Annotated in this window: 24 protein-coding genes and 2 tRNA genes; 4 read left to right on the top strand and 22 right to left on the bottom strand. The window is 64.8% G+C overall.

The window, feature by feature from the left end:
• Positions 1-88 precede the first annotated feature (88 nt).
• The 7 genes from rseP to MTR65_RS02645 form a co-directional block, all read right to left on the bottom strand.
• Positions 89-1462, bottom strand: a complete 1374-nt coding sequence (gene rseP, locus MTR65_RS02675) for an RIP metalloprotease RseP (RefSeq protein WP_243796800.1) — start codon at positions 1460-1462, stop codon at positions 89-91.
• Between the two features lie 37 nt (positions 1463-1499).
• Entirely contained in the window at positions 1500-2663 is a 1164-nt protein-coding gene (locus MTR65_RS02670) for a 1-deoxy-D-xylulose-5-phosphate reductoisomerase (protein ID WP_243796799.1), read from the bottom strand.
• A gap of 8 nt (positions 2664-2671) precedes the next feature.
• Entirely contained in the window at positions 2672-3448 is a 777-nt protein-coding gene (locus tag MTR65_RS02665; protein WP_243796798.1) for a phosphatidate cytidylyltransferase, read from the bottom strand.
• Complete coding sequence (gene uppS, locus MTR65_RS02660) at positions 3435-4124, bottom strand: polyprenyl diphosphate synthase (RefSeq protein ID WP_243796797.1); 690 nt, start codon at positions 4122-4124, stop codon at positions 3435-3437. The genes MTR65_RS02665 and uppS overlap by 14 nt, the downstream gene beginning before the upstream one ends.
• A gap of 31 nt (positions 4125-4155) precedes the next feature.
• Positions 4156-4713, bottom strand: coding sequence for a ribosome recycling factor (gene frr / locus MTR65_RS02655; protein WP_243796796.1), 558 nt, complete (start codon positions 4711-4713; stop codon positions 4156-4158).
• Positions 4714-4715: 2 nt separating this feature from the next.
• A complete protein-coding gene (gene pyrH / locus MTR65_RS02650; protein ID WP_039394228.1) occupies positions 4716-5438 on the bottom strand; it encodes a UMP kinase in 723 nt (240 codons plus the stop codon).
• Positions 5439-5548: 110 nt separating this feature from the next.
• Positions 5549-5929: a winged helix-turn-helix transcriptional regulator gene (locus tag MTR65_RS02645; RefSeq protein WP_243796795.1), complete on the bottom strand. Its 381-nt coding sequence runs from the start codon at positions 5927-5929 to the stop codon at positions 5549-5551.
• A 110-nt stretch (positions 5930-6039) separates the two neighbouring features.
• Here MTR65_RS02645 and MTR65_RS02640 point away from each other — a divergent pair, with 110 nt between their 5' ends.
• A complete protein-coding gene (locus tag MTR65_RS02640; protein WP_243796793.1) occupies positions 6040-6648 on the top strand; it encodes an NAD(P)-dependent oxidoreductase in 609 nt (202 codons plus the stop codon).
• Here MTR65_RS02640 and MTR65_RS02635 read toward each other — a convergent pair whose 3' ends face one another.
• The 4 genes from MTR65_RS02635 to MTR65_RS02620 form a co-directional block, all read right to left on the bottom strand.
• A complete protein-coding gene (locus tag MTR65_RS02635; RefSeq protein ID WP_243796791.1) occupies positions 6649-7257 on the bottom strand; it encodes a hypothetical protein in 609 nt (202 codons plus the stop codon).
• A 158-nt stretch (positions 7258-7415) separates the two neighbouring features.
• Positions 7416-8342 carry a translation elongation factor Ts gene (tsf, locus tag MTR65_RS02630; protein WP_226635968.1) on the bottom strand — a complete coding sequence of 309 codons (927 nt, stop codon included), beginning with the start codon at positions 8340-8342 and terminating at the stop codon, positions 7416-7418.
• 121 nt (positions 8343-8463) lie between these two features.
• Positions 8464-9219 carry a 30S ribosomal protein S2 gene (gene rpsB, locus MTR65_RS02625; RefSeq protein WP_226635969.1) on the bottom strand — a complete coding sequence of 252 codons (756 nt, stop codon included), beginning with the start codon at positions 9217-9219 and terminating at the stop codon, positions 8464-8466.
• 221 nt (positions 9220-9440) lie between these two features.
• Positions 9441-9899: a hypothetical protein gene (locus tag MTR65_RS02620; RefSeq protein WP_159108111.1), complete on the bottom strand. Its 459-nt coding sequence runs from the start codon at positions 9897-9899 to the stop codon at positions 9441-9443.
• Positions 9900-10132: 233 nt separating this feature from the next.
• On the opposite strand from MTR65_RS02620, the gene MTR65_RS02615 reads away from it, so the two are divergent.
• Positions 10133-10405, top strand: a complete 273-nt coding sequence (locus MTR65_RS02615; RefSeq protein WP_243796790.1) for a hypothetical protein — start codon at positions 10133-10135, stop codon at positions 10403-10405.
• Here the strand turns inward: MTR65_RS02615 and pssA are convergent.
• The 3 genes from pssA to MTR65_RS02600 all read right to left on the bottom strand — a co-directional run bounded on the left by pssA (position 10332) and on the right by MTR65_RS02600 (position 12279).
• Positions 10332-11120 (bottom strand): CDP-diacylglycerol--serine O-phosphatidyltransferase, encoded by a 789-nt coding sequence (gene pssA, locus MTR65_RS02610; RefSeq protein WP_243797515.1) that lies wholly within the window; start codon positions 11118-11120, stop codon positions 10332-10334. The two genes, MTR65_RS02615 and pssA, sit on opposite strands and share 74 nt — an antisense overlap.
• A gap of 83 nt (positions 11121-11203) precedes the next feature.
• The gene (locus MTR65_RS02605; RefSeq protein WP_226635971.1) at positions 11204-11953 is read right to left on the bottom strand and encodes a phosphatidylserine decarboxylase; all 750 of its coding nucleotides are present in this window, start codon (positions 11951-11953) and stop codon (positions 11204-11206) included.
• Positions 11954-12193: 240 nt separating this feature from the next.
• Positions 12194-12279: transfer RNA gene (locus tag MTR65_RS02600), tRNA-Tyr, on the bottom strand.
• Between the two features lie 175 nt (positions 12280-12454).
• On the opposite strand from MTR65_RS02600, the gene MTR65_RS02595 reads away from it, so the two are divergent.
• Positions 12455-13243 carry a TrmH family RNA methyltransferase gene (locus tag MTR65_RS02595; protein ID WP_243796789.1) on the top strand — a complete coding sequence of 263 codons (789 nt, stop codon included), beginning with the start codon at positions 12455-12457 and terminating at the stop codon, positions 13241-13243.
• A 34-nt stretch (positions 13244-13277) separates the two neighbouring features.
• Positions 13278-14111 carry a hypothetical protein gene (locus tag MTR65_RS02590; RefSeq protein WP_243796788.1) on the top strand — a complete coding sequence of 278 codons (834 nt, stop codon included), beginning with the start codon at positions 13278-13280 and terminating at the stop codon, positions 14109-14111.
• 166 nt (positions 14112-14277) lie between these two features.
• Here the strand turns inward: MTR65_RS02590 and MTR65_RS02585 are convergent, their stop codons facing one another.
• From MTR65_RS02585 to MTR65_RS02550, 8 genes are all read right to left on the bottom strand, one after another.
• Positions 14278-14550 (bottom strand): HU family DNA-binding protein, encoded by a 273-nt coding sequence (locus tag MTR65_RS02585; RefSeq protein WP_039394254.1) that lies wholly within the window; start codon positions 14548-14550, stop codon positions 14278-14280.
• 357 nt (positions 14551-14907) lie between these two features.
• Positions 14908-15276: a 50S ribosomal protein L19 gene (gene rplS / locus MTR65_RS02580; RefSeq protein ID WP_226635976.1), complete on the bottom strand. Its 369-nt coding sequence runs from the start codon at positions 15274-15276 to the stop codon at positions 14908-14910.
• 4 nt (positions 15277-15280) lie between these two features.
• On the bottom strand, positions 15281-16018 hold the full coding sequence (gene trmD / locus MTR65_RS02575; protein ID WP_243796787.1) for a tRNA (guanosine(37)-N1)-methyltransferase TrmD: 738 nt from the start codon (positions 16016-16018) through the stop codon (positions 15281-15283).
• A gap of 79 nt (positions 16019-16097) precedes the next feature.
• A complete protein-coding gene (gene rimM, locus MTR65_RS02570; RefSeq protein ID WP_243796785.1) occupies positions 16098-16607 on the bottom strand; it encodes a ribosome maturation factor RimM in 510 nt (169 codons plus the stop codon).
• A gap of 18 nt (positions 16608-16625) precedes the next feature.
• Positions 16626-17051: a 30S ribosomal protein S16 gene (rpsP, locus tag MTR65_RS02565; protein WP_226635981.1), complete on the bottom strand. Its 426-nt coding sequence runs from the start codon at positions 17049-17051 to the stop codon at positions 16626-16628.
• 38 nt (positions 17052-17089) lie between these two features.
• Positions 17090-18559 (bottom strand): signal recognition particle protein, encoded by a 1470-nt coding sequence (gene ffh, locus MTR65_RS02560; protein WP_243796784.1) that lies wholly within the window; start codon positions 18557-18559, stop codon positions 17090-17092.
• A 217-nt stretch (positions 18560-18776) separates the two neighbouring features.
• Positions 18777-18852, bottom strand: a tRNA-Ala gene (locus MTR65_RS02555).
• A 283-nt stretch (positions 18853-19135) separates the two neighbouring features.
• Positions 19136-19459 carry a TIGR02300 family protein gene (locus tag MTR65_RS02550; protein WP_226635984.1) on the bottom strand — a complete coding sequence of 108 codons (324 nt, stop codon included), beginning with the start codon at positions 19457-19459 and terminating at the stop codon, positions 19136-19138.
• Positions 19460-19654 lie beyond the last annotated feature (195 nt).

Genomic DNA, 19654 nt, shown 5'->3' with positions numbered 1-19654 from the left:
CGCAAGTCCGCAGCCATCTGCCTGATGGAGCCGCCACGATCAAGCAGCCAAACCGGGCGACATTGTGATCCTCGGTAAAATTCCTGCCCTATCCCCCGAAAATCGGCAGGGAGACGATGTCGTTCACCGTAACGAACACCATGAGCGCAAGAAGAAATACCACTCCTGTACGGATCGCCCACTCCTGGCTGCGACCATCGAGAGGTTTGCGACGAACCCACTCCGCCGCATAGAAAGCCAGATGTCCTCCGTCGAGCCCCGGGATTGGCAGGAGGTTGATGAATGCCAAGTTAATCGAGATAAACGCCGCGAAAGCCACGAAATTCTCCCAGCCAAGGGAGAATTGCTGGCCCGATGCCTGGGCGATCTTGATCGGCCCGCCAAGCTCCTTGACCGAACGCTCGCCAAAGATGATCTGGCGAAGCCCTGTCACCATGTCGTCGAGCATGTCGAAGCTGCGCGCAAAGCCGATCCCGACCGCTGCGACAGGACCGACCGGCACAAGCCGACCGACCCGCGCCTCGACGCCGATCATGCCTACGCTTTCCTCTGTCCCGTCCGCGCCCGGACGGGTTGCGGCGCGCACGGCGACGGGCAGCTCCAGTTCGGCGCCCTCGCGCACGACGGTGAAGCGAAGCGTATCCCCGGCACGCGGTTGCACGAGATCGATGACATCGTGGAAGCTGGTGACCTCCTGGCCCCCGATACCCACAATCCGATCACCCACTTCGAAACCAGCGTCCTTGGCTGCAGAATCGGAGGTAAACCCGGCCACGATGGGCTGATCGAACGACACGCCCAGATCGCCGATGCGGGCCGTCTTGCCAAAGCCGTCGTCGATCTCGCGCGTGGCAATCTCGACCGGCACGGTCATGTCGCGCCCTTCGCGCTCGACGCCTACGGGCACGCGCCCTTCGGGGTGAAGCAGGATGTAGCGTTCCAGATCCTGGACATCACCGACCGTCTCGCCGTCGATGGAGGTAATGCGGTCGCCGACCTTGAGGCCGGCTTCCAGCGCAACCGAATTCTCGGCGAAGTCGGCAATCACCGGCTCGACCACGCGGTTGCCGTAAGCCATCGTGAAGGCGGCAAAGATAGCAACGCACAGGAGAAGATTGGTGAGCGGTCCGGCAAAGACGATCAGCGCGCGCTGCCACAGCGGCTTGAACTGGAACATCTGCCCGCGCTGCTCGGCCGGAGCTTCGCTGGCGCCTGCATCCGACGCGCTGGCCGGGTTCATGTCGCCTGCGAACTGGACGTAGCCCCCCAAGGGGAGCGCGCAGAGCTTCCAGCGGGTACCGCGCTTGTCAGTCCACCCGGCCAGTTCCCTGCCGAAGCCCACCGAGAACGCATCGGCCTTCACGCCGAAGAAACGGCCAACCAGATAGTGGCCAAGCTCGTGAATGACCACGAGCGGCCCCAGCACGAGCAGAAATGCAAAAACCGTTGTCAGGACGCCCATCAGGCCAGTCCCCTCCCCTCGATCGACTGCCGGGCAGTCATGTACACGGCATCAGGCCCTGCGCGCGCCGACGCGCCTCGGCATCGACGGCGAGCACGTCATCGAGGCTGCCGGGCGGCGGGGGCGCATAGCTTTCCAGCACATGCGCCACATCTGCCGCAATCCGGGTGAACCCAATATGACCGCGCAGAAAGGCATCGACCGCGACTTCGTTCGCCGCGTTGAGCACAGCCGGAATGGCGCCCCCTGCCTGCGCCGCCTCGCGGGCGAGACGGGTGGCGGGAAAGCGCTCCTCATCAGGTGCGCGGAACGTCAGTTCGCCGATCGCCGCCAGATCGAGCGGGCCGCACGGTGTCTCCATCCGCTCGGGCCAGGCGAGGACCGAGGCGATGGGCACACGCATGTCCGAGGGGCCAAGCTGGGCGAGCGTGGAGCCATCGCGGTACTCCACCATCGAATGCACGACCGACTGCGGGTGCACGACGATGCGCAGCTTCTCCAGCCCGACGGGGAAGAGGTAGTGCGCCTCGATCAGTTCGAGGCCCTTGTTGAACATGGTCGCCGAATCGACGCTGATCTTGGCGCCCATCGACCAGTTGGGATGCTTGACCGCCTGCGCGGGCGTTGCTGCCTCAAGCTGGGCCTGCGACCATTCGCGGAAAGGCCCGCCGCTCGCCGTCAGCGTGATCGCGCGCACGTGGCTGGCCTTGTTGCCCTGAAGGCACTGGAAAATCGCGTTGTGCTCGCTGTCCACGGGGAGGAGCGTCGCGCCGTGCTTGGCGACCGCGGCCGTCATGATCGGCCCTGCCGAGACGAGCGCTTCCTTGTTGGCAAGGCCGATGAGGCCGCCCTGCTCGATCGCGGCCATGGTTGGAGCCAGCCCGGCACAGCCCACGATCGCGGCAATCGTCATGTCGGCACCGCGTGCAGCCGCCTCGACCAGCGCGGACGCGCCGCCTGCGGCTTCGATGCCCGATCCGGCGAGCGCATCGCGCAGGGCCGGGAGGCAGGTCTCGTCGGCGACGACAGCGATCTCGGCCGAGAATTCACGCGCGAGCTTGGCCAGCGCCTCGACGTTGCCGTTCGCGGTCAGCGCGCGGACGCGCCAGTCCTGCGGATTGCGCCGCACGAGATCGAGCGTGGAGCTGCCGATGGAGCCGGTCGCTCCCAGGATGGAGATGGTCCGCGGGGTGTGCGTCATTGCGCCGATCATGGCTGAAAGAGGATCATGAGGGCAAGCACGAAGAGCACCGCCAGCAGGCCGTCGACGCGGTCGAGAAACCCGCCGTGGCCTGGAATGAGATTGCCCGAATCCTTGAGCCCTGCCCGGCGCTTCATCCAGCTTTCCAGGAAGTCGCCCGCCTGCGCGCAGACGGCGAGCAGGATGCCGAAAAGGAGGCACTGGGCAAAGACCGCAACGGGGCTTGCCGTCAGGTACCAGCAGTCCCCGGTGGACCCCAAGCACGCCTGCGGTCCACCTGCAGGGCCAACGGGCGTCGTCGTGATGCGCCCGTCCTGCCAGAGCATCACCGCCCCGAACAGGACCAGCGTTGCGCCTACACAGCCGCCGATGAGTCCCGACCAGGTCTTGGACGGACTGATGGCGGGCGCGATCTTGGGCCCGCCAAACGTCCGGCCTGCGAAATAGGCTCCGACATCAACTGCGATGACCGAGAGCATCACCGTCAGCAGCGGAGCCAGCGTAAAGGCCGGATTGCGCAGGAAGAGCAGCATGGCCGCCCCCACGCCGACATAGAACATACCAGCGAAATTCCACAGGCCGCGCTGCATCGGGTCCTGCGTGCCCCGGCGCGCCATGCGCACCCATTCGTAGAGCACGCCGACCGCGACTGCGCAGACGAAGGCCATCCAGAGGATACCGCCCGCCCAGACCGCCGTTCCGGCCACCGCCAGCATGACCACGGCCGAGACCGCCCGGACACCAAGGTCCGAACTGCCCTTCGCCTTGCGATCAGCGCCCGCCATAGCGTCTCTCCCGGCCCGAGAAGCACTCCAGCGCCTCACGCAGGTGGTCCAGCGTGAAGTCGGGCCAGAGCACGTCTGTGAAATAGAGTTCCGCGTAGGCGCACTGCCACAACAGGAAGTTGGAGAGGCGCACCTCGCCCGAGGTCCGAATCATGAGGTCGAGCGGCGGCATGTCGGCCGTATCCAGCTCGGCCGAAATTGTCTCGGGCGTGATCGGCCCCTTGGCCGCGGCCTTGGTCGCTGCGCGCGCGATCTCGTCCTGTGCGCCATAGTTCAGCGCGACCGCCAGCGTCGTGCCGGTGTTGGATGCGGTGCGCGCGATGGCCCCGTCGATCAGTTCGACCACGTCCGGCTTGAAGGCCGAGTAGTCACCGATGATCTTGAGGCGCACGCCCGCTTGCGCGAACTCGTCGAGGTCGGAGAGGATGAAGCGCTTCATCAGCCCCATGAGGTCGGAGACCTCTTCCTCGGGACGTCGCCAGTTCTCGGTCGAGAAGGCGTAGAGGGTCAGCGCCTCCAGCCCCAGTTCGCGCGCGCCGCGCACCACGCGGCGCACCGCTTCCACGCCGCGCTGGTGCCCCATCGCGCGCGGAAGCAGCCGCTTCTTCGCCCAGCGCCCGTTGCCATCCATGATGATGGCCACGTGACGCACGCCAACAGGTTCGCCGGCTCCCATCAGGCCCCCTTCCGAACGAACAGGTCTTGCCTCACTTGCCGAGGATTTCCTTTTCCTTGGCACCGAACGCCTCGTCGACGGCCTTGATCTGCTCGTCGGTCAGCTTCTGCACCTCGGTTTCGGCGCGCTTGCGGTCGTCCTCGGAGATTTCCTTCTTGTTCTCGTCGGCCTTGAGCGCTTCCATGCCATCACGGCGCACGTTGCGGATCGCGACCTTGGCCTTTTCCGCATACTGGCCCGCGATCTTGGCGAGCTCCTTGCGGCGCTCTTCGGTGAGATCGGGGATCGGGAGACGCAGCGTCGCACCGTCATTGATCGGGTTGAGGCCAAGACCTGCCGAGCGGATCGCCTTCTCTACGGGACCGACATTCGACTTGTCCCAGACCTGCACCGAGATCAGGCGCGGCTCGGGAACCGAGACGGTCGCGACCTGCACCAGCGGCATCTTCGAGCCGTAGACTTCGACCACCACGGGATCGAGCAGCTGGGTGCTGGCGCGGCCCGTGCGCAGGCCCGTCAGATCGCCCTTCAGCGATTCCACGGCACCTGCCATGCGGCGTTCGAGATCGTCCTTGTCGTACTTGGCCATCGTCAGGCTCCTTTCTGCACGATCGTCTTGGTGCCCTCTCCCGCCAGAACAGCGGCGAGATTGCCCTGCTCGCGGATCGAGAAGACGACGATCGGAATCGCGTTGTCGCGGCACAGCGCCACGGCGGAAGCGTCCATGACCTTCAGGTTGTCGGCCAGGACGGTGTCGAAATCGACGGTCGCATAGCGCGTCGCCGTCGGGTTGGTCTTGGGATCGCTGTCGTAGACGCCATCGACGCTGGTGCCCTTGAGCAGCGCATCGCACTTCATCTCGGCGGCGCGCAGGGCCGCACCCGAATCGGTGGTGAAATAGGGCGCCCCCACGCCCGCTGCGAAGATCACGACGCGCCCCTTTTCCAAGTGGCGTTCGGCGCGGCGGCGGATCACCGGCTCGCAGACCTTGTCCATCTCGATGGCGGACTGCACGCGGGTCGGCACACCGAGCTGCTCCAGCGCGTTCTGCATCGCGAGCGCGTTCATCACTGTGGCGAGCATGCCCATGTAGTCGGCCTGGGCACGGTCCATGCCCTTGGCCGCACCGGCCATGCCGCGGAAGATGTTGCCCCCACCGATCACGAGGCAAATTTCCAGCCCGGTGTCCTTCGCGGCCTTCACTTCCTTGGCCATCTCGGCAACGAACTCGGGGTCGATGCCGAACGGCTGACTTCCCATGAGAACTTCACCCGAAAGCTTGAGCAGAACGCGTTTGTAGGGGGAGGAACTCATCGCCGCACGGTCTCCTGAATTTGGGGGGCCGTTGGGCTTTAGGAGCGCGCACGCGCGTTGCCAAGGGCGAGACTTTAGATTTCCCGCCGTATACTTCGCGATACCTGCCCTTAGCTGACCGCTGCCAGACGCTGGTCGAAAGCGGTCTGTGCGGCGGCCACCGCACCCATGCGCTGCTCGGCCCAGTCGATCATCGCCTGCAGCGCGCTCAGCAGTTCCGCGCCGAGCGGTGTAATCACGTAGCTGACCCGAACCGGGATGCTGGCCACCACGCGCCGCTCCACCAGGCCGTCGCGCTCGAGCGTGCGCAGGGTCTGGCTCAGCATCTTCTGCGAGATCCCCTCGATCCGGCGGCGCAGCGCGTTGAAGCGCATCTCCTCCGCGCCGAGCGTCGTCAGGATCAGCACGCTCCACTTGTCGGCCACGCGGTCGAGCAACTGGCGTGTCGGGCAGGCCGCCGCAAACACGTCAGGCGCAGGACGGGAGGCCACAGGGTTGGCGGTTACCTCGGAGTGACCGGGTGCGGGAAAAGTGCCTTCTTGCATAAGCGCTAGGGATATCACACCTAGTCACCACTGGATACCACTTTAGGAGTTAGACCATGAAGATTGCAGTCCTGGGCGCCAGCGGCCACGCCGGTTCGGAGATCGCCAGGGAAGCGGCCGCACGCGGCCACGAGGTCATCGCGATTGCCCGCCACCCCGAAGCCATCCCCGCAGCCCCCGGCATCACGCCGACCGAGGGCGATGCCAGCGACGCCGCGCAGCTCGCCAAGCTCATCGCGGGCAGCGACGCGGTCATCAGCGCCCTGCACCACAAGATCAAGGCCGAGACCCTGCTCACCGCGCTGCGCGAAGCGGGTGTCTCGCGCTTCCTGGTCACGGGCGGCGCGGCCAGCCTCAAGGGTGCAGATGGCGCGCGCCTGATCGACAATCCGGAATTCCCGGCCGACTGGAAGCCTGCCGCGCTTTCAGGGATCGCCTTCCTTGATGACCTCAAGGCCACTGACGATATCGACTGGACCTTCTTCTCGCCCGCCATGATCATCTTCGAAGGCGAGCGCCAGGGCCACTACCGCAAGGGCGGTGACGATCTCGTCGTCGATGCCAATGGTGAGAGCAAGATCAGCTTCGCCGACTTCGCGCTCGCCATGGTCGACGAACTCGAAGCCCACGCGCACAGCCGCGCACGCTTCACCGCCGCGTACTGATCACTCGCCCGCTGGCGCGAAGCTGGCCGAGGCGATCACCTGCACCCGGTCGCGCCGCGCACCGGGTGCAGCCGCCCGGCTCAGCACCATCGTGAAATCCGGCTCCTCACGGCTGACGAACGTGGTCGAGACCATGTCGCCGCGTGTCGCCTCATCGACCTCGCGCCAGGCCTCTGCAAATTCCGGCGACGCCAGAACTTCTCCCACGCTGGGCTGCAAGTCCGCATCCCCGCCGCCTGTCACCTGGCAGATCGGCATCCGGTGCGAGACGACCAGAACGTACCCCGCATCGGGCGAGGAGTTGATCCGCCAATAGACATTGCCCTCGCGCCAGGCTTCGGGCGGCTGATTGACATCGGCGACAGAGCGGACCTGCCCCATCGCATCGCCAAGCCCCACGTCCTTGAGGAACGGTTCCGGCCCGGCCGCCCAGGTGTCGGGATGCAGCACCCAGAGCCGACAGGCCCTCAAGGCGCCCGCCAGCCCATCCGACAGCGCAGCGCGCACCTCAAGCGCGTCCCCCACCTCGCGTTCCGCCGCGACCGCCCGCATGGGCCCGTGGCTGGCCAGGGCCACAAAGGCCAAACCCATCATCACATTACGTCGCATCAGCACCTACCTGCCCCTCATCCCGATCTCTTGCTGAAGGACCAACCTGCACCATCCCCAGTGCGGATCAAGTCGCCCCCTCCTTTTTCCAAACATGAAAAAGGCCGCAGAAGCGATTGCTTCTGCGACCTTTTCAAATGTGCGTGATCGCGAAGGGATCAGACGCCAGCGGCAGCGGCCACTTCGGCGGCGAAGTCCGACTCTTCCTTCTCGATGCCTTCGCCGAGCTGGAAGCGCACGAAGTCCTTGAGCACGATCTTGGCGCCCGCGTCCTTGCCGGCCGCGTCGACGACCTGCTGGATCGGGGTCTTGTTGTCCATCACGAAGACCTGCGAAAGGAGAGCGTTCTCCTTGGCGTACTTCGCGATCGCACCGTCGACCATCTTGGCCTGGACCGCTTCGGGCTTGCCCGATTCGGCGGCCTTTTCCTCGGCGATCTTGCGCTCACGCGCGATCAGCTCGGCGTCGAGGTCGTCAGCGGTCAGCGCGAGCGGGAAGGCGGCCGCGATGTGCATCGCGATCTGCTTGCCCAGGCCTTCCAGAACGTCAGCCGGAGCTTCCGACTCGAGAGCGACGAGAACGCCGATCTTGCCGAGGTTGGGAGCTGCTGCGTTGTGCATGTAGGGAACGACAACGCCCTGCGCGACCGAAACGGTCTTCATGCGGCGAACCTGCTGGTTCTCACCGATGGTGGCGACGTTGTTGGTCAGCGTGTCGGCAACGGTGCCGCCGCCCGGGTACGCCGAAGCCTTGAGCGCTTCGACATCGTCGCTGTCCGCGCTCAGCGCGACTTCGGTGGTCTTGCGCACGAAGTCCTGGAACTGCTCGTTCTTGGCCACGAAGTCGGTTTCCGAGTTCACTTCGACGGCAACGCCCTTGGTGCCTTCGACGGCAACGCCGACGAGACCTTCGGCGGCCGTGCGGCTCGACTTCTTGGCGGCAGCCGCCAGGCCCTTGGCGCGCAGCGCGTCAACCGCGGCTTCGATGTCGCCGTTGGTTTCGTCGAGGGCCTTCTTGCAATCCATCATGCCGGCGCCCGAGCGCTCGCGCAGGGTCTTCACGTCTGCGGCGGTGTATGCAGCCATCGCTCAAATCCTCTTGTTTGGTACAGACCGGATCACCGGCCTTGAATACAGGTGCGCGCCGAGCCCCATGGACCCGGCGCGCGACAATTCCATGACGAAAGTGTCGTCCGTCGCCGGGCTATCAGGCCTCGACAGCGGCTTCCGCGGCGGGCTCGTCCATGGCGCCCATGTCGACACCGCTGTCGGCCAGAGCGTCCTGGCCGCCCTTGGTCGCGGCCTGCGCCATGGCTTCACAGTACAGGCGCACGGCGCGGCTGGCGTCGTCGTTGCCCGGGATCGGGAAGGCGATGCCCTGCGGGTTGACGTTGGTGTCGAGCACGGCAACGACCGGAATACCAAGGACGTTGGCTTCCTTGATGGCCAGCTCTTCCTTGTTGGCGTCGATCACGAACATCACGTCCGGGATGCCACCCATGTCGCGGATACCGCCGAGCGAGAGCTCAAGCTTGTCACGCTCACGGGTGAGCTGAAGGATTTCCTTCTTGGTGAGGCCGTGGGTGTCGCCAGCGAGCTGCTCTTCGAGCGCCTTGAAGCGCTTGATCGACTGCGAGATGGTCTTCCAGTTGGTGAGCATGCCGCCCAGCCAGCGGTGGTTGACGAAGTGCTGACCGCAGGCGCGTGCGGCCTGGGCGATCGGCTCCTGAGCCTGGCGCTTGGTGCCGACGAAGAGCACCTTGCCGCCTGCCTGCACGGTGGCCGAGACGAAGTCGAGCGCACGGGCCATCAGGGGCACGGTCTGCGACAGGTCGATGATGTGGATGCCGTTGCGCGCGCCGAAGATGTACGGCTTCATGCGCGGGTTCCAGCGGTGGGTCTGGTGGCCGAAGTGGGCGCCAGCTTCGATGAGCTGCTGCATCGTGACGGTAGGAGCCGCCATAGAGAAATTCCTTTCCGGTTGTACCTCTGGAAAGCTGGAACCGTGGGGATCAGACCCGCTGCGGCACCGGTATGTGCGCTTTCCATGTGGATTCGCCTGCTAATCGGAACCTGCGAATTCAGGAATCCATATCAGTGGACGCGGCGGCCCTTAGACCTATCCGCCCCGCGATGCAAGACCGGATGCACAGCCTGCATGCGAACAGCGCCCCCAAAGCCCGCTCAGTGGACCCGCAGCGACCCCGTGACACCGAACGCCCGGTCGATTGCGAACTCATCGGCCGCGACATCGCTCTCGACGACATCTTCTAGGAGCCCCACGGTCTGATCGATGATCGACTGCATCTGCAGCAGCGTCTCTCCGATCGCCTCCATCGACTGCGCTGCGCGGGCAAAGTCAGCAACGATCACCACACCGTGCTGTTGGTCGATGGAAAAGCGGCAACCCAGCAGGCGATCATGCAGACGGGCCAGCGTCAGGCACATCGGCAATTCGGGCTCGACATCCTCAAGGACCAGTCCCTTCAGCTGGAGCCAGTCCTCCACCCGAAACAAGGACCAGGCGCTTCCGGTGGTCTGATCGGTCAGGAACACCTCGTCCGCGCCGATCTCCTCCACGGTAAAGGCGTTGAGCGCACACCACTGCGACAGTCCGTCGAGCGTGATGAGGCGATGAGGCAAACCGTCGGCAACCATGGGAACCCTAACTAAGCGGATGAAGGCGCAGCAGCGCGGCACCCTTCAAAATGGCGCCCTGCACGTATTGCGCCCCTCTCGTCAAATTCCCGCTTGACACAACGGGAACAAAAATAGAACAAGAAAGCCACTGGAACATTGATAGAACAGATTCGCGTTTTCCACAAGTCATCCACAGCCCCACGCACAGCCGCGGGGCGCGAGAAAAGGAAACGGTCATGACAGCCTTTGCCGCCAGCCTCTTCGCCCTCGCCGGTCTTGTCTCGCTATGGGTGATCGGAAAAACGCTGCTGGAGTACGCAGCTGCCGCGCGCAGCCTGTCACGCCAGCTTCAGGCCTGCAGCACCACGCTGACCGTTACCTGGTCCGTGATCGAACGCCCTTCCCCGCACGGCGACACGCAGCGCGGGAACGTCGTCACGATGGGCCAAGCGGCTCGTCAAGCTCGTCGAGTTCCGGCTCCGGCACGACCACTGGACCTTGCCGCCTGACCTTGGCGTAAACAAACAGGCCATAAGGCAGCAGCGCCAAGTAGCCGATGGTGAGTACCGCCAGCGTGGGCCAGGGCTCGACCAGAAGCGCGGCCATTGCCAGCCCGACCAGGGCCAGGACGAAAAGGCGCACGCCCGGCGCGGGACGCAGGCGCGACCAGCTGAGCGTCGGAATGTTCGAGATCATCAGGAAGGCGGCCAGCACCATCCACACGCTGACGCCGATGGGATTGGCAAAGTCGCGCTCACCGCTCGCGATCCACAGGCACAGCGGCAGGAAGCCGAGCACGGCGCCAAGCGGTGCCGGGACCCCGGTCAGGAAGCCTGCCGCCTTGTGCGGTTGATCGTCGAGATCGAGGCGCGCATTGAAACGCGCAAGACGCAGCACACAGCAGATCGCAAAGGCCAGCGCCGCCATCCAGCCCAGGCTGGGCAGCGCGTGGAGCGACCAGAGATAGACGATCAGCGCAGGCGCGACACCAAACGAAATGGCATCGGCCAGGCTGTCCAGTTCCGCACCGAAGCGCGACTGCGCCTTGAGCAGGCGCGCCGCGCGGCCGTCGATGCCATCAAGGACACCCGCCAGAAGGACGGCCTGGACCGACTTCTCGAAATCACCCGCAATGGCAAAACGGATGCCCGTGAGCCCTGAGCAGAGTGCGGCAGCGGTAATGGCATTAGGCACAAGCGCGCGCAGCGAAAGGCCGCGCGCCATGCGCCGGGCACGCGATTCCGAAGCCCCATCCGGGCCCGGCGTGTCGTCCGATGGCGCAGAGGTCTGGGGAATCGCGTCCTCGCTCACTGGCAGACACCCTCGATCATGGGGGCGGCACCGATTTCGCCAAGCACGGTTTCACCCGCAACGATGCGCTGGCCCATAAGCACCTTGGGCTCGGTCCCGGCGGGAAGGTAGACATCGACACGGCTGCCGAAGCGAATAAGGCCAATGCGCTGGCCCGCGGCAATGATGTCGCCGGGCTTCACGAACGGCACGATGCGGCGTGCGACAAGCCCTGCAATCTGCGTGAAGCAGACCTGCTGGCCATCGCCGCGTTCGATCAGGATGTGCTGGCGCTCGTTCTCTTCACTGGCCTTGTCGAGGTCGGCGTTCACGAACTTGCCGGGGATATAGATCACGCGGCGGACGGTGCCGCCAATCGGCGCGCGGTTGATGTGGACGTCGAAGACACTCATGAAGATCGAAACGCGCGTGAGCGGTGCGTCGGAGAGCGGCGGCATGCCGCTGCCATCGTCAACGGTCAGCTCGCGCGGCGGCGGGACCTTCTGGATCAGCGTGACGAGGCCGTCGGCCGGCGCGACAATGGCGCGCTCGTCCTGCGGCGTCACGCGCAGCGGATCGCGGAAGAAGGCGAGCACGCACAAGGTCAGGACGGCCAGCGGCCATCCGAACCAGGGTCCGAACAGGACCCAGACGCCCAGCGCGAGGACACCGGCAATGGCGCCAAACTTGCGCCCTTCGGGATGAATGGCCGGCCACTGCCACGAGGCATCGCCACGACCCTGATTATCGAGAATATCTGAGGACATCGGTTTCCTCTAGTGAGTGGCGTTCAAGACCGCAATGCCGCCACGCGCGGGAAGTTCCGCAAAGCGTGCGCAAAGCAATGCCCTGCATGCCAGCACGAACCGCCAACCGGGCCCCGCTACGCACCGCATGTACTCATCTGGAAGAAAGGGCTGATAAAGGCATCCGCGCCATGGGGTCAGCCGCCACCCGATCCGCCTTGGCGGATCCCTTCGTCATCGCGATTTCGAGAGAAGGGCTGGTGGTGGACAGGGCTGGATTCGAACCAACGTACGCTTGCGCGGGCAGATTTACAGTCTGCTGCCTTTAACCACTCGGCCACCTGTCCACACCAGTCATCTGGCTGAGATTTTCCTTTCGGATCATCTCGTTGGTCGAGAGCGTTTAGTGCCGCCCCCGTTGCCGAGGACCGGCCCAATGCCGAACTCGGCCTTGCCTGTCAATGGGTCGAATGGCAGGAGCGGCACATAATTTGAATTTTTTTGAAAAAAGGATCACACGAGATGAGCAAGCGCGGACAGGGGAAAGCCCTGCGCGGCCGGGCCGGACGCATGAAAAACGGCCGGGGATCGGGGCGCGCGAGCAGCGGCATGGTCCGCCTGTGGGGTCGCCACGCGGTCGAGGCGGCTCTCAAGAATCCGAATCGCCAGCACCGCAAACTTTGGGCGACTCGCGAAGGCGTCGAATCACTTGATGGCGAATTGCCCGTCGATTTCACCGTCGAATGGGCCGAGGCACCTGACCTCGCCCGACTCGTTGCACGCGATGCCCCCCACCAGGGCCTCGTCCTGGAAAGCGAGCCGCTCGACGATCTTTTCCTCGCCGACGTCCTCGACAACGATCCCGCGCGCCCGGTGCTGGTCCTTGACCAGGTGACCGATCCGCACAACGTCGGCGCGATCCTGCGTTCGGCGGCCGCCTTCAACGCGTGCTGCATTGTCACGCAGGACCGCCACGCGCCCCCCGAATCGGGAACGCTGGCGAAGTCGGCCTCGGGCGCGCTCGAAATCGTGCCCTGGATCCGGGTCGTGAACCTCGCGCGCGCACTCGAAGAGATCGCCGAGGCGGGATACTGGCGCATCGGTCTGGATGGCGAAGCCGAATCGACGCTGGCCGAAGCCCTGCCCGCAGGCCCGGTCTGTCTCGTCCTTGGCGCCGAGGGCGATGGCATGCGCCACAACATCGTCCAGCACTGCGATGCGATTGCCAAGCTGCCGATCTCCTCGGACATGGAGAGCCTCAACGTCAGCAACGCGGGCGCGATCGCTCTTTATGCAGCCGCAACGCGCTGAGGCGCCCGGCCAACACGAAACGGAAACGTTCGTCATGCACCTCCCCTCCCCCCGTGCCCACCAGGCACGTCGTGCGCTCGCGGTTCTGACCGCGGGCGCCGCCGCCCTCCTCGTGGCCGCGTGTTTCTTTGCCCCGGGGCGCTTCTCCTCGCGCCTCGACGTCAACGCAGACCACAGCTTCGCCTTCCGCTACACGGGCGAACTCATCATGATCCCGCTGAAGGAAGAGGCCGACAAGGCCGCGCAGCCTTTCGAGGCCGAAGACTGCTACGACGAGGACAGCTTCGAGGAACGCGCCTGCACCGAGGACGAAATCGCCCTGCAGAAAGAAGAATGGGCCGCCAAGAAGGGTTCCAATGCCGATGCGGCGCGTGCGCTTCTGGGCGGTATCGACCCGAGTGATCCCGAAGCGGGCCATGAGCTTGCCCGCAAGCTCAGCCGCCGCCAGGGCTGGAACAAGGTTGCGTACAAGGGCGGCGGCGTGTTCGACGTCGACTACGCCGTCTCGGGCCGGCTCGACCACGACTTCGTCTTCCCGACCTTCGAGGGCTTCCCAATGGCCAACGCCTTCGTGCAGATCACTCCGCGCAAGGACGGATCGGTGCGCATCAACGCGCCGACCTTCGGCCCCGATGCCACGAGTTCGCCCGCAGCGGGCCTGATCCCGGGCAATCTCTCCGGTCCGTCCAAGGACGGTGGCCCTGCGGAACTGGCTGATGGCACCTTCACCATCCACACCGATGGCACGATCCTCGCCAACAACACCGACGAGGGCCCTTCCACCGACGGCGCGATGCAGGTGCTGACCTGGGCGGTCAATCCGCGCATCCCGGCCGCCCCGACCGCGCTCCTGCAACTGGAGCCCTGAAGGCATCAACTCAGGGCCGGCACCACCGCCGTCGGCCCTGAAGCCCCCTCTTTCCCGGACCCTCACCGCACACGCCCACAAAAAAACGCCGCTTTCCGCACATGGGGAAAGCGGCGTTTTTGCGTTCACAAGGCCCGTGAGGCGTTACGGGCCCTTGAAGGACGTCTTAGTTGACGGCGTCCTTGAGGCCCTTGCCGGCCTTGAACTTGGGCTGCGACGAAGCCGCGATTTCCATCGGCTCGCCGGTGCGCGGGTTGCGGCCGGTCGAGGCCTTGCGCTTGGCGACCGAGAAGGTGCCGAAGCCGACGAGGCGCACTTCGTCGCCCTTCTTCAGCGCGCCGGTGATGGCGTCGAACACGCCTTCGACGGCCTTGGTCGCATCGTTGCGGGTCAGACCGCTGGTTTCCGCGACAGCGCTGATGAGATCGTTCTTGTTCATTATACCCCCTACCTTTCAGTGGAACAGGATGTGATGGGAAGCTGGATTCGCCTCGTAAGAGGAGACGGAATTGAGCGGTTTTTGGTCACGCTGTCAAAGCCTAAACCGGGCAAAAAAGCGCGGTTTATCGTGTTTTTCCGCCATTTTAGACGCAGAAGCACGTTGTGCAGTGCAGCATGGACTTGCGCCACGGCCCGGTGTGCAATTTCGCCGGATTTGCGCGGGAGACGCGACACAGCCGTGACAGCACAGGTTTGCATGTTGCCCAAGCGCCTGCGCCGGGGACAAAAAAGGCGGCTCGCATGCGAACCGCCTGATTGCCGTCCCAGACCAAAGCCGTGGACGAATGTGGCCGAATTAACCTTCGGCGCGAACGTCGCGACGCTCGGCGATGCGGGCGCGCTTACCGGTACGACCACGCAGGTAGTACAGCTTGGCACGACGCACGATACCGCGGCGAACGACGGTGATGCTGTCGATGTTGGGCGAGTAGAGCGGGAAAACGCGCTCCACACCTTCACCGAAGCTCATCTTGCGAACGGTGAAGTTCGAACCCATGCCACGGTTCGAACGCGCGATCACGACGCCTTCGAAGTTCTGGACGCGGGTACGGGTGCCTTCGACAACCTTCACACCAACCTTGACGGTGTCACCGGCGCGGAAGGTCGGGATTTCCTTGGCGGCCTTGGCAATTTCCTCGGCCTCGATCTGCTGAATCAGGTTCATGAACCTAGTCCTTCGTCTTTTTGCCGCGCATCAGAGGCAGACGGTCCCGAACGTCGACATGACGTTCCCAAAGGTCCGGCCTGCGTGACCGTGTGTGATCTTCAGCCTGGGTTCGACGCCAGGCCGCGATCTTCGCATGATCCCCCGATCGCAGCACTTCAGGGATCGTGCGCCCTTCCCATTCGACGGGTCGGGTATAGTGCGGGTACTCGAGAAGGCCGTCCTCGAACGATTCCTCGGTACCGCTGGAAGCCGCGCCCATTACGCCGGGAAGCAGGCGAATGCAAGCGTCCAGTACCATGAGAGCCGCGCATTCGCCGCCCGAAAGGACGATATCGCCGACCGAGATCTCCTCGACCTCGCGGCCTTCGAAGATGCGCTCGTCAAAGCCCTCGAAACGGCCGCACAGGATGATCGCGCCGGGACCTGCCGCGAGCTCGCGAATGCGCTCCTGCGAGATCGGCGTGCCGCGCGGCGTCATCGCCAGCACGGGCGCCCCGGGGTTGGAGCCCCGGGCGTGGTCAATCGCGCTCGCGAGCACATCGACCTTGAGCACCATGCCCGCACCGCCGCCTGCAGGCGTGTCATCGACCGTGCGGTGCTTGTCGGTCGCGAAGTCGCGGATCTGCACCGCGTCCATCGACCAGTCCCCGCGCTCGAGCGCACGGCCCGCCAGGCTGATGCCCAGGGGCCCGGGGAACATGTCGGGATAGAGTGTGAGAACGGTGGCCGCGAAGGTCACGAGAGCACGCCTTCCTTTTCCAAGATACGCGCGAGGCCGCTTGCGACCGCGCGCTGCCAGCGACAGAACGGCGCCGGGGTCAATCCTCGGCGAACGCGGCGGTCACCACCAGCTTCTCGGCGTCCCACGTCGGCACCGCGGCCTCGGTCATGGGCACCATGAAGCGCTGGATGCGGCCCTTCTCGTCGCGTTCCCCACGCTCGATCTCGAGCACGTCGCCCGCGCCGAAATTCTCGACCGCGATGACCCGGCCAAGGGCCTCGCCCGTGTCGGAGACGGCGGGAAGACCGATGAGGTCGGCGTGGTAATATTCGCCGTCCGCCAGCTCGGGCATCTCGGCGCGCGGAACGGTCAGGACGGTGCCGCGCAGCTTTTCGGCCGCGGTACGGTCGGTCACTTCCTCGAAACGGGCGATAGCCCCGCCCTTGCCGTCGTCCTTGAGCTTCTTGAGCGTCAGGGCCGAATCGTTGAAGGCGCGGTAGCGCTTGAGCGCCGCCACGCCTTCTCCGAACAGCTTGAGGCGGACTTCACCCGTCACCCCATGCGCGCCGGTGACGGCGGCCAGGGTGACGGACGTGTCGTGTGCCATATGCCGTGTCCCGAAGGCTTACGCCTCGGTCGATTCCTCGGTGGCTTCGGCAGCCGGAGCTTCCTCGGCGGGCGCAGCCGAAGCGGCAGCAGCAGCTTCAGCGGCTTCGCGAGCCTTCTCGGCCTTTTCCTCGGCGCGTTCCTTGGCCTTGTCGCCCGGCTCACCCTTCTGCGGGTTGTTGGTAGCCTTGCGCTCCTTGATGCCGGCCTTGTCGAACATGCGTGCAACGCGGTCGGTCGGCTGCGCACCGACGGAGAGCCAGTACGAAGCGCGCTCGCCGTTGATCTTCACGCGGTTTTCATCGTCCTTGGCGAGGAGCGGGTTGTAGGTGCCGATCTGCTCCAGGTACTTGCCGTCGCGCGGTGCGGTCGCGTTGGCGACGACGATCTTGTAGTAGGGACGCTTCTTCGCACCACCGCGCGACAGACGGATCGAAACTGCCATGAGATTACCTTTCTTCTAAATCTTACAAATGCTTGGAATTATTTCTTCAAAAACTTGCTGAGGTCCGGACCACCGGCTCCGCCCGGTCCGCCGAGCCCGGGCAAACCGCCCTTGGCTCCGCCGCCCAGACCCTGGCCGCCCAGACCCGGCATCGCGGCATCGAGGCCGCCCTTGCCGAACATCGCGGCCAGCCCCTTGAGGCCGCCCATCTTCTTGATCTGCTTCATGGCCTTGGACATTTCCTGGTGCATCTTGAGCACCTTGTTGACGTCCTGGACCTGGGTTCCCGAACCATTGGCGACGCGGATCTTGCGCTTGGCGTTGAGAAGCGCGGGGTTGGCCCGCTCCTTCTTGGTCATGGAGCCGATGATCGCCTCCATGCGCAGCAGCACCTTGTCGTCCATGTTCGAGGCGGCCATCGCGGCCTTGGCCTTCTTCATGCCGGGCATCATGCCCGCCAGCATGCCGAGGCCGCCCATGCTCTGCATCTGGCGAAGCTGGGTGCGCAGGTCGTTGAGGTCGAACTTGCCCTGCTCCATGCGCTTGGCAAGTTCCTCGGCCTCTTCGACCTTGACCGCTTCGGCGGCCTTCTCGACCATCGAGACGATATCGCCCATGCCGAGAATGCGGTTGGCAACGCGGCTCGGGTGGAAGACCTCGATCGCGTCCATCTTTTCGCCGGTACCGGCAAACTTGATGGGCTTGCCGGTGACGGCACGCATCGAAAGCGCCGCACCGCCGCGCGCATCGCCGTCCATGCGGGTCAGCACGACACCGGTAAGGTCGACTTCACCCGCGAAGCTCTGCGCGACGTTGACCGCGTCCTGACCCGTCAGCGAGTCGACGACGAGCAGCGTCTCGCGCGGGGTAGCGATCCCGGCGACCGCCTTCATCTCGTCCATCAGCTGCTGGTCGACGTGGAGACGCCCCGCAGTGTCGAGCATGAGGACGTCAACGGCCTGCAGCTTGGCGGCCTGCATCGCGCGGGTGGCGATCTCGGTCGGCTGCTGGCCGGCAATGATGGGAAGCGTGGCAACGCCGGTCTGCTCACCCAGGACCTTGAGCTGTTCCTGGGCGGCCGGACGGTTCACGTCCAGCGAGGCCATCATGACCTTCTTGCCCTGCTTGTCCTTGAGGAGCTTGGAGATCTTCGCCGTGCTGGTGGTCTTGCCCGAGCCCTGCAGACCGACCATCATGATGACCACGGGCGGGCTGGCGGCAAGATCCAGTTCGGGCGTCACATCGCCGCCCAGGGTCTCGATCAGTTCGTCGTTGACGATCTTGACGACCTGCTGGCCGGGCGTGACCGAACGCAGCACCGACTGGCCGATGGCCTTTTCGGTGACACGGTCCACAAAGCGGCGCACGACGGGAAGAGCAACGTCGGCTTCGAGCAGCGCGATGCGCACCTCGCGCATGGCGTCGCGGACATCCTGCTCCTTGAGCGCGCCGCGGCCACGCAGCTTGTCGAACACACCGCCGAGACGATCGGAAAGGCTGTCGAACATGACCTTGCTCCTCTTTGACAGACCACGCCTTGCAAAGCGACGAGGCCCATCGAACGCCAAAAACGCCGGTGGGCGAAACCTCGCCGACCGACGCATGCGGGATAGTACGCGAAAAACGCCGGTGGACGAAACCTCGTCAACCAGCGTGGTACGCACATCGCGCGAAACTGATACAACAGAAGCCGCCCTCTTGCGAGAAGCGACATCTGGCAGGAAATGGTGGAGCCTAGCGGGATCGAACCGCTGACCTCTACAATGCCATTGTAGCGCTCTCCCAGCTGAGCTAAGGCCCCGTGCCATTTCGAAAAACCGGTCTGGGAAGGCCGGTTTGTGTTACCGTCTGGAGCGTCGCCCCGTCCGGTGAAGCGCCATCTAGGGTAGGTCGGTCAGACTGGCAAGAACTTTTTTCAAAAAAATGAAATTTTTCTGTTCGGGCCAGAATTTGCGCCAAAACCAAGCCCTTGCCTGGCCATTGGCGCCCAACCTTGCCGCGCCGGGTGACCAGCGCCTGCCGGCCGATGCCCCTTGATACGTGGCATCGGCCCAGCTCCCGGGAGGCGCCCCGGGGAGCGCGTCTTACTCGTCGCGCTCGTCGTCGTCGTCGCCGCCGCTCGAGATGCCCAGGTCGTCGTCGCCGCCCAGATCCACATCGTTGTCGGGCGAATCGCCGTCGTCATCGATGTCCAGATCGTCATCGGCCAGGTCGTTGTCCTGCTCCTCGACCTTTTCCTTCTTTTCCGTTTCCTCATAGGGGATCGGCTGCTTGGACTTGAGCACCGGCTCGGGCGTCCAGGTGTGGCCGCATTCGATGCAGGTCACCGGGTCGTCCTTGCCCAGGTCGTAGAAACGGGTGCCGCATTTCGGGCAGCCGTGCTTGGCGCCCCACTCAGGTTTGGCCATGAAATGTCCTCGTCTTGGGCGACCCGCGAAGACACGGGCGCTGGAAAAATCCGTTATATGATGGAAAGGCCCCGCTTCAAGATCAAGCACCCACGCACGAACCGGTACGAAGACTGGCAGACAGGGCGCACGATCAGGCATTGAAGCCACATCAGGGCGCGCGCCTTGCCATGGGCCGCTGCCGCTGTCAAAAGC

Source organism: Novosphingobium mangrovi, from assembly GCF_022818885.1.
GTDB classification, from domain to species: Bacteria; Pseudomonadota; Alphaproteobacteria; order Sphingomonadales; family Sphingomonadaceae; genus Novosphingobium; species Novosphingobium mangrovi.
Note: the sequence above shows the minus strand (reverse complement) of the source record. Positions and strands in the feature narration are given on the sequence as shown.

Bases quoted from the DNA above. Each gene is read 5' to 3' on its own strand.
- rseP (WP_243796800.1), bottom strand. From the start codon at position 1,462: ATGGGCGTCCTGACAACGGTTTTTGCATTTCTGCTCGTGCTGGGGCCG.
- MTR65_RS02670 (WP_243796799.1), bottom strand. From the start codon at position 2,663: ATGACGCACACCCCGCGGACCATCTCCATCCTGGGAGCGACCGGCTCC.
- MTR65_RS02665 (WP_243796798.1), bottom strand. From the start codon at position 3,448: ATGGCGGGCGCTGATCGCAAGGCGAAGGGCAGTTCGGACCTTGGTGTC.
- uppS (WP_243796797.1), bottom strand. From the start codon at position 4,124: ATGGGAGCCGGCGAACCTGTTGGCGTGCGTCACGTGGCCATCATCATG.
- frr (WP_243796796.1), bottom strand. From the start codon at position 4,713: ATGGCCAAGTACGACAAGGACGATCTCGAACGCCGCATGGCAGGTGCC.
- pyrH (WP_039394228.1), bottom strand. From the start codon at position 5,438: ATGAGTTCCTCCCCCTACAAACGCGTTCTGCTCAAGCTTTCGGGTGAA.
- MTR65_RS02640 (WP_243796793.1), top strand. From the start codon at position 6,040: ATGAAGATTGCAGTCCTGGGCGCCAGCGGCCACGCCGGTTCGGAGATC.
- MTR65_RS02635 (WP_243796791.1), bottom strand. From the start codon at position 7,257: ATGCGACGTAATGTGATGATGGGTTTGGCCTTTGTGGCCCTGGCCAGC.
- tsf (WP_226635968.1), bottom strand. From the start codon at position 8,342: ATGGCTGCATACACCGCCGCAGACGTGAAGACCCTGCGCGAGCGCTCG.
- rpsB (WP_226635969.1), bottom strand. From the start codon at position 9,219: ATGGCGGCTCCTACCGTCACGATGCAGCAGCTCATCGAAGCTGGCGCC.
- MTR65_RS02615 (WP_243796790.1), top strand. From the start codon at position 10,133: ATGACAGCCTTTGCCGCCAGCCTCTTCGCCCTCGCCGGTCTTGTCTCG.
- pssA (WP_243797515.1), bottom strand. From the start codon at position 11,120: ATGGCGCGCGGCCTTTCGCTGCGCGCGCTTGTGCCTAATGCCATTACC.
- MTR65_RS02605 (WP_226635971.1), bottom strand. From the start codon at position 11,953: ATGTCCTCAGATATTCTCGATAATCAGGGTCGTGGCGATGCCTCGTGG.
- MTR65_RS02595 (WP_243796789.1), top strand. From the start codon at position 12,455: ATGAGCAAGCGCGGACAGGGGAAAGCCCTGCGCGGCCGGGCCGGACGC.
- MTR65_RS02590 (WP_243796788.1), top strand. From the start codon at position 13,278: ATGCACCTCCCCTCCCCCCGTGCCCACCAGGCACGTCGTGCGCTCGCG.
- MTR65_RS02585 (WP_039394254.1), bottom strand. From the start codon at position 14,550: ATGAACAAGAACGATCTCATCAGCGCTGTCGCGGAAACCAGCGGTCTG.
- rplS (WP_226635976.1), bottom strand. From the start codon at position 15,276: ATGAACCTGATTCAGCAGATCGAGGCCGAGGAAATTGCCAAGGCCGCC.
- rimM (WP_243796785.1), bottom strand. From the start codon at position 16,607: ATGGCACACGACACGTCCGTCACCCTGGCCGCCGTCACCGGCGCGCAT.
- rpsP (WP_226635981.1), bottom strand. From the start codon at position 17,051: ATGGCAGTTTCGATCCGTCTGTCGCGCGGTGGTGCGAAGAAGCGTCCC.
- ffh (WP_243796784.1), bottom strand. From the start codon at position 18,559: ATGTTCGACAGCCTTTCCGATCGTCTCGGCGGTGTGTTCGACAAGCTG.
- MTR65_RS02550 (WP_226635984.1), bottom strand. From the start codon at position 19,459: ATGGCCAAACCTGAGTGGGGCGCCAAGCACGGCTGCCCGAAATGCGGC.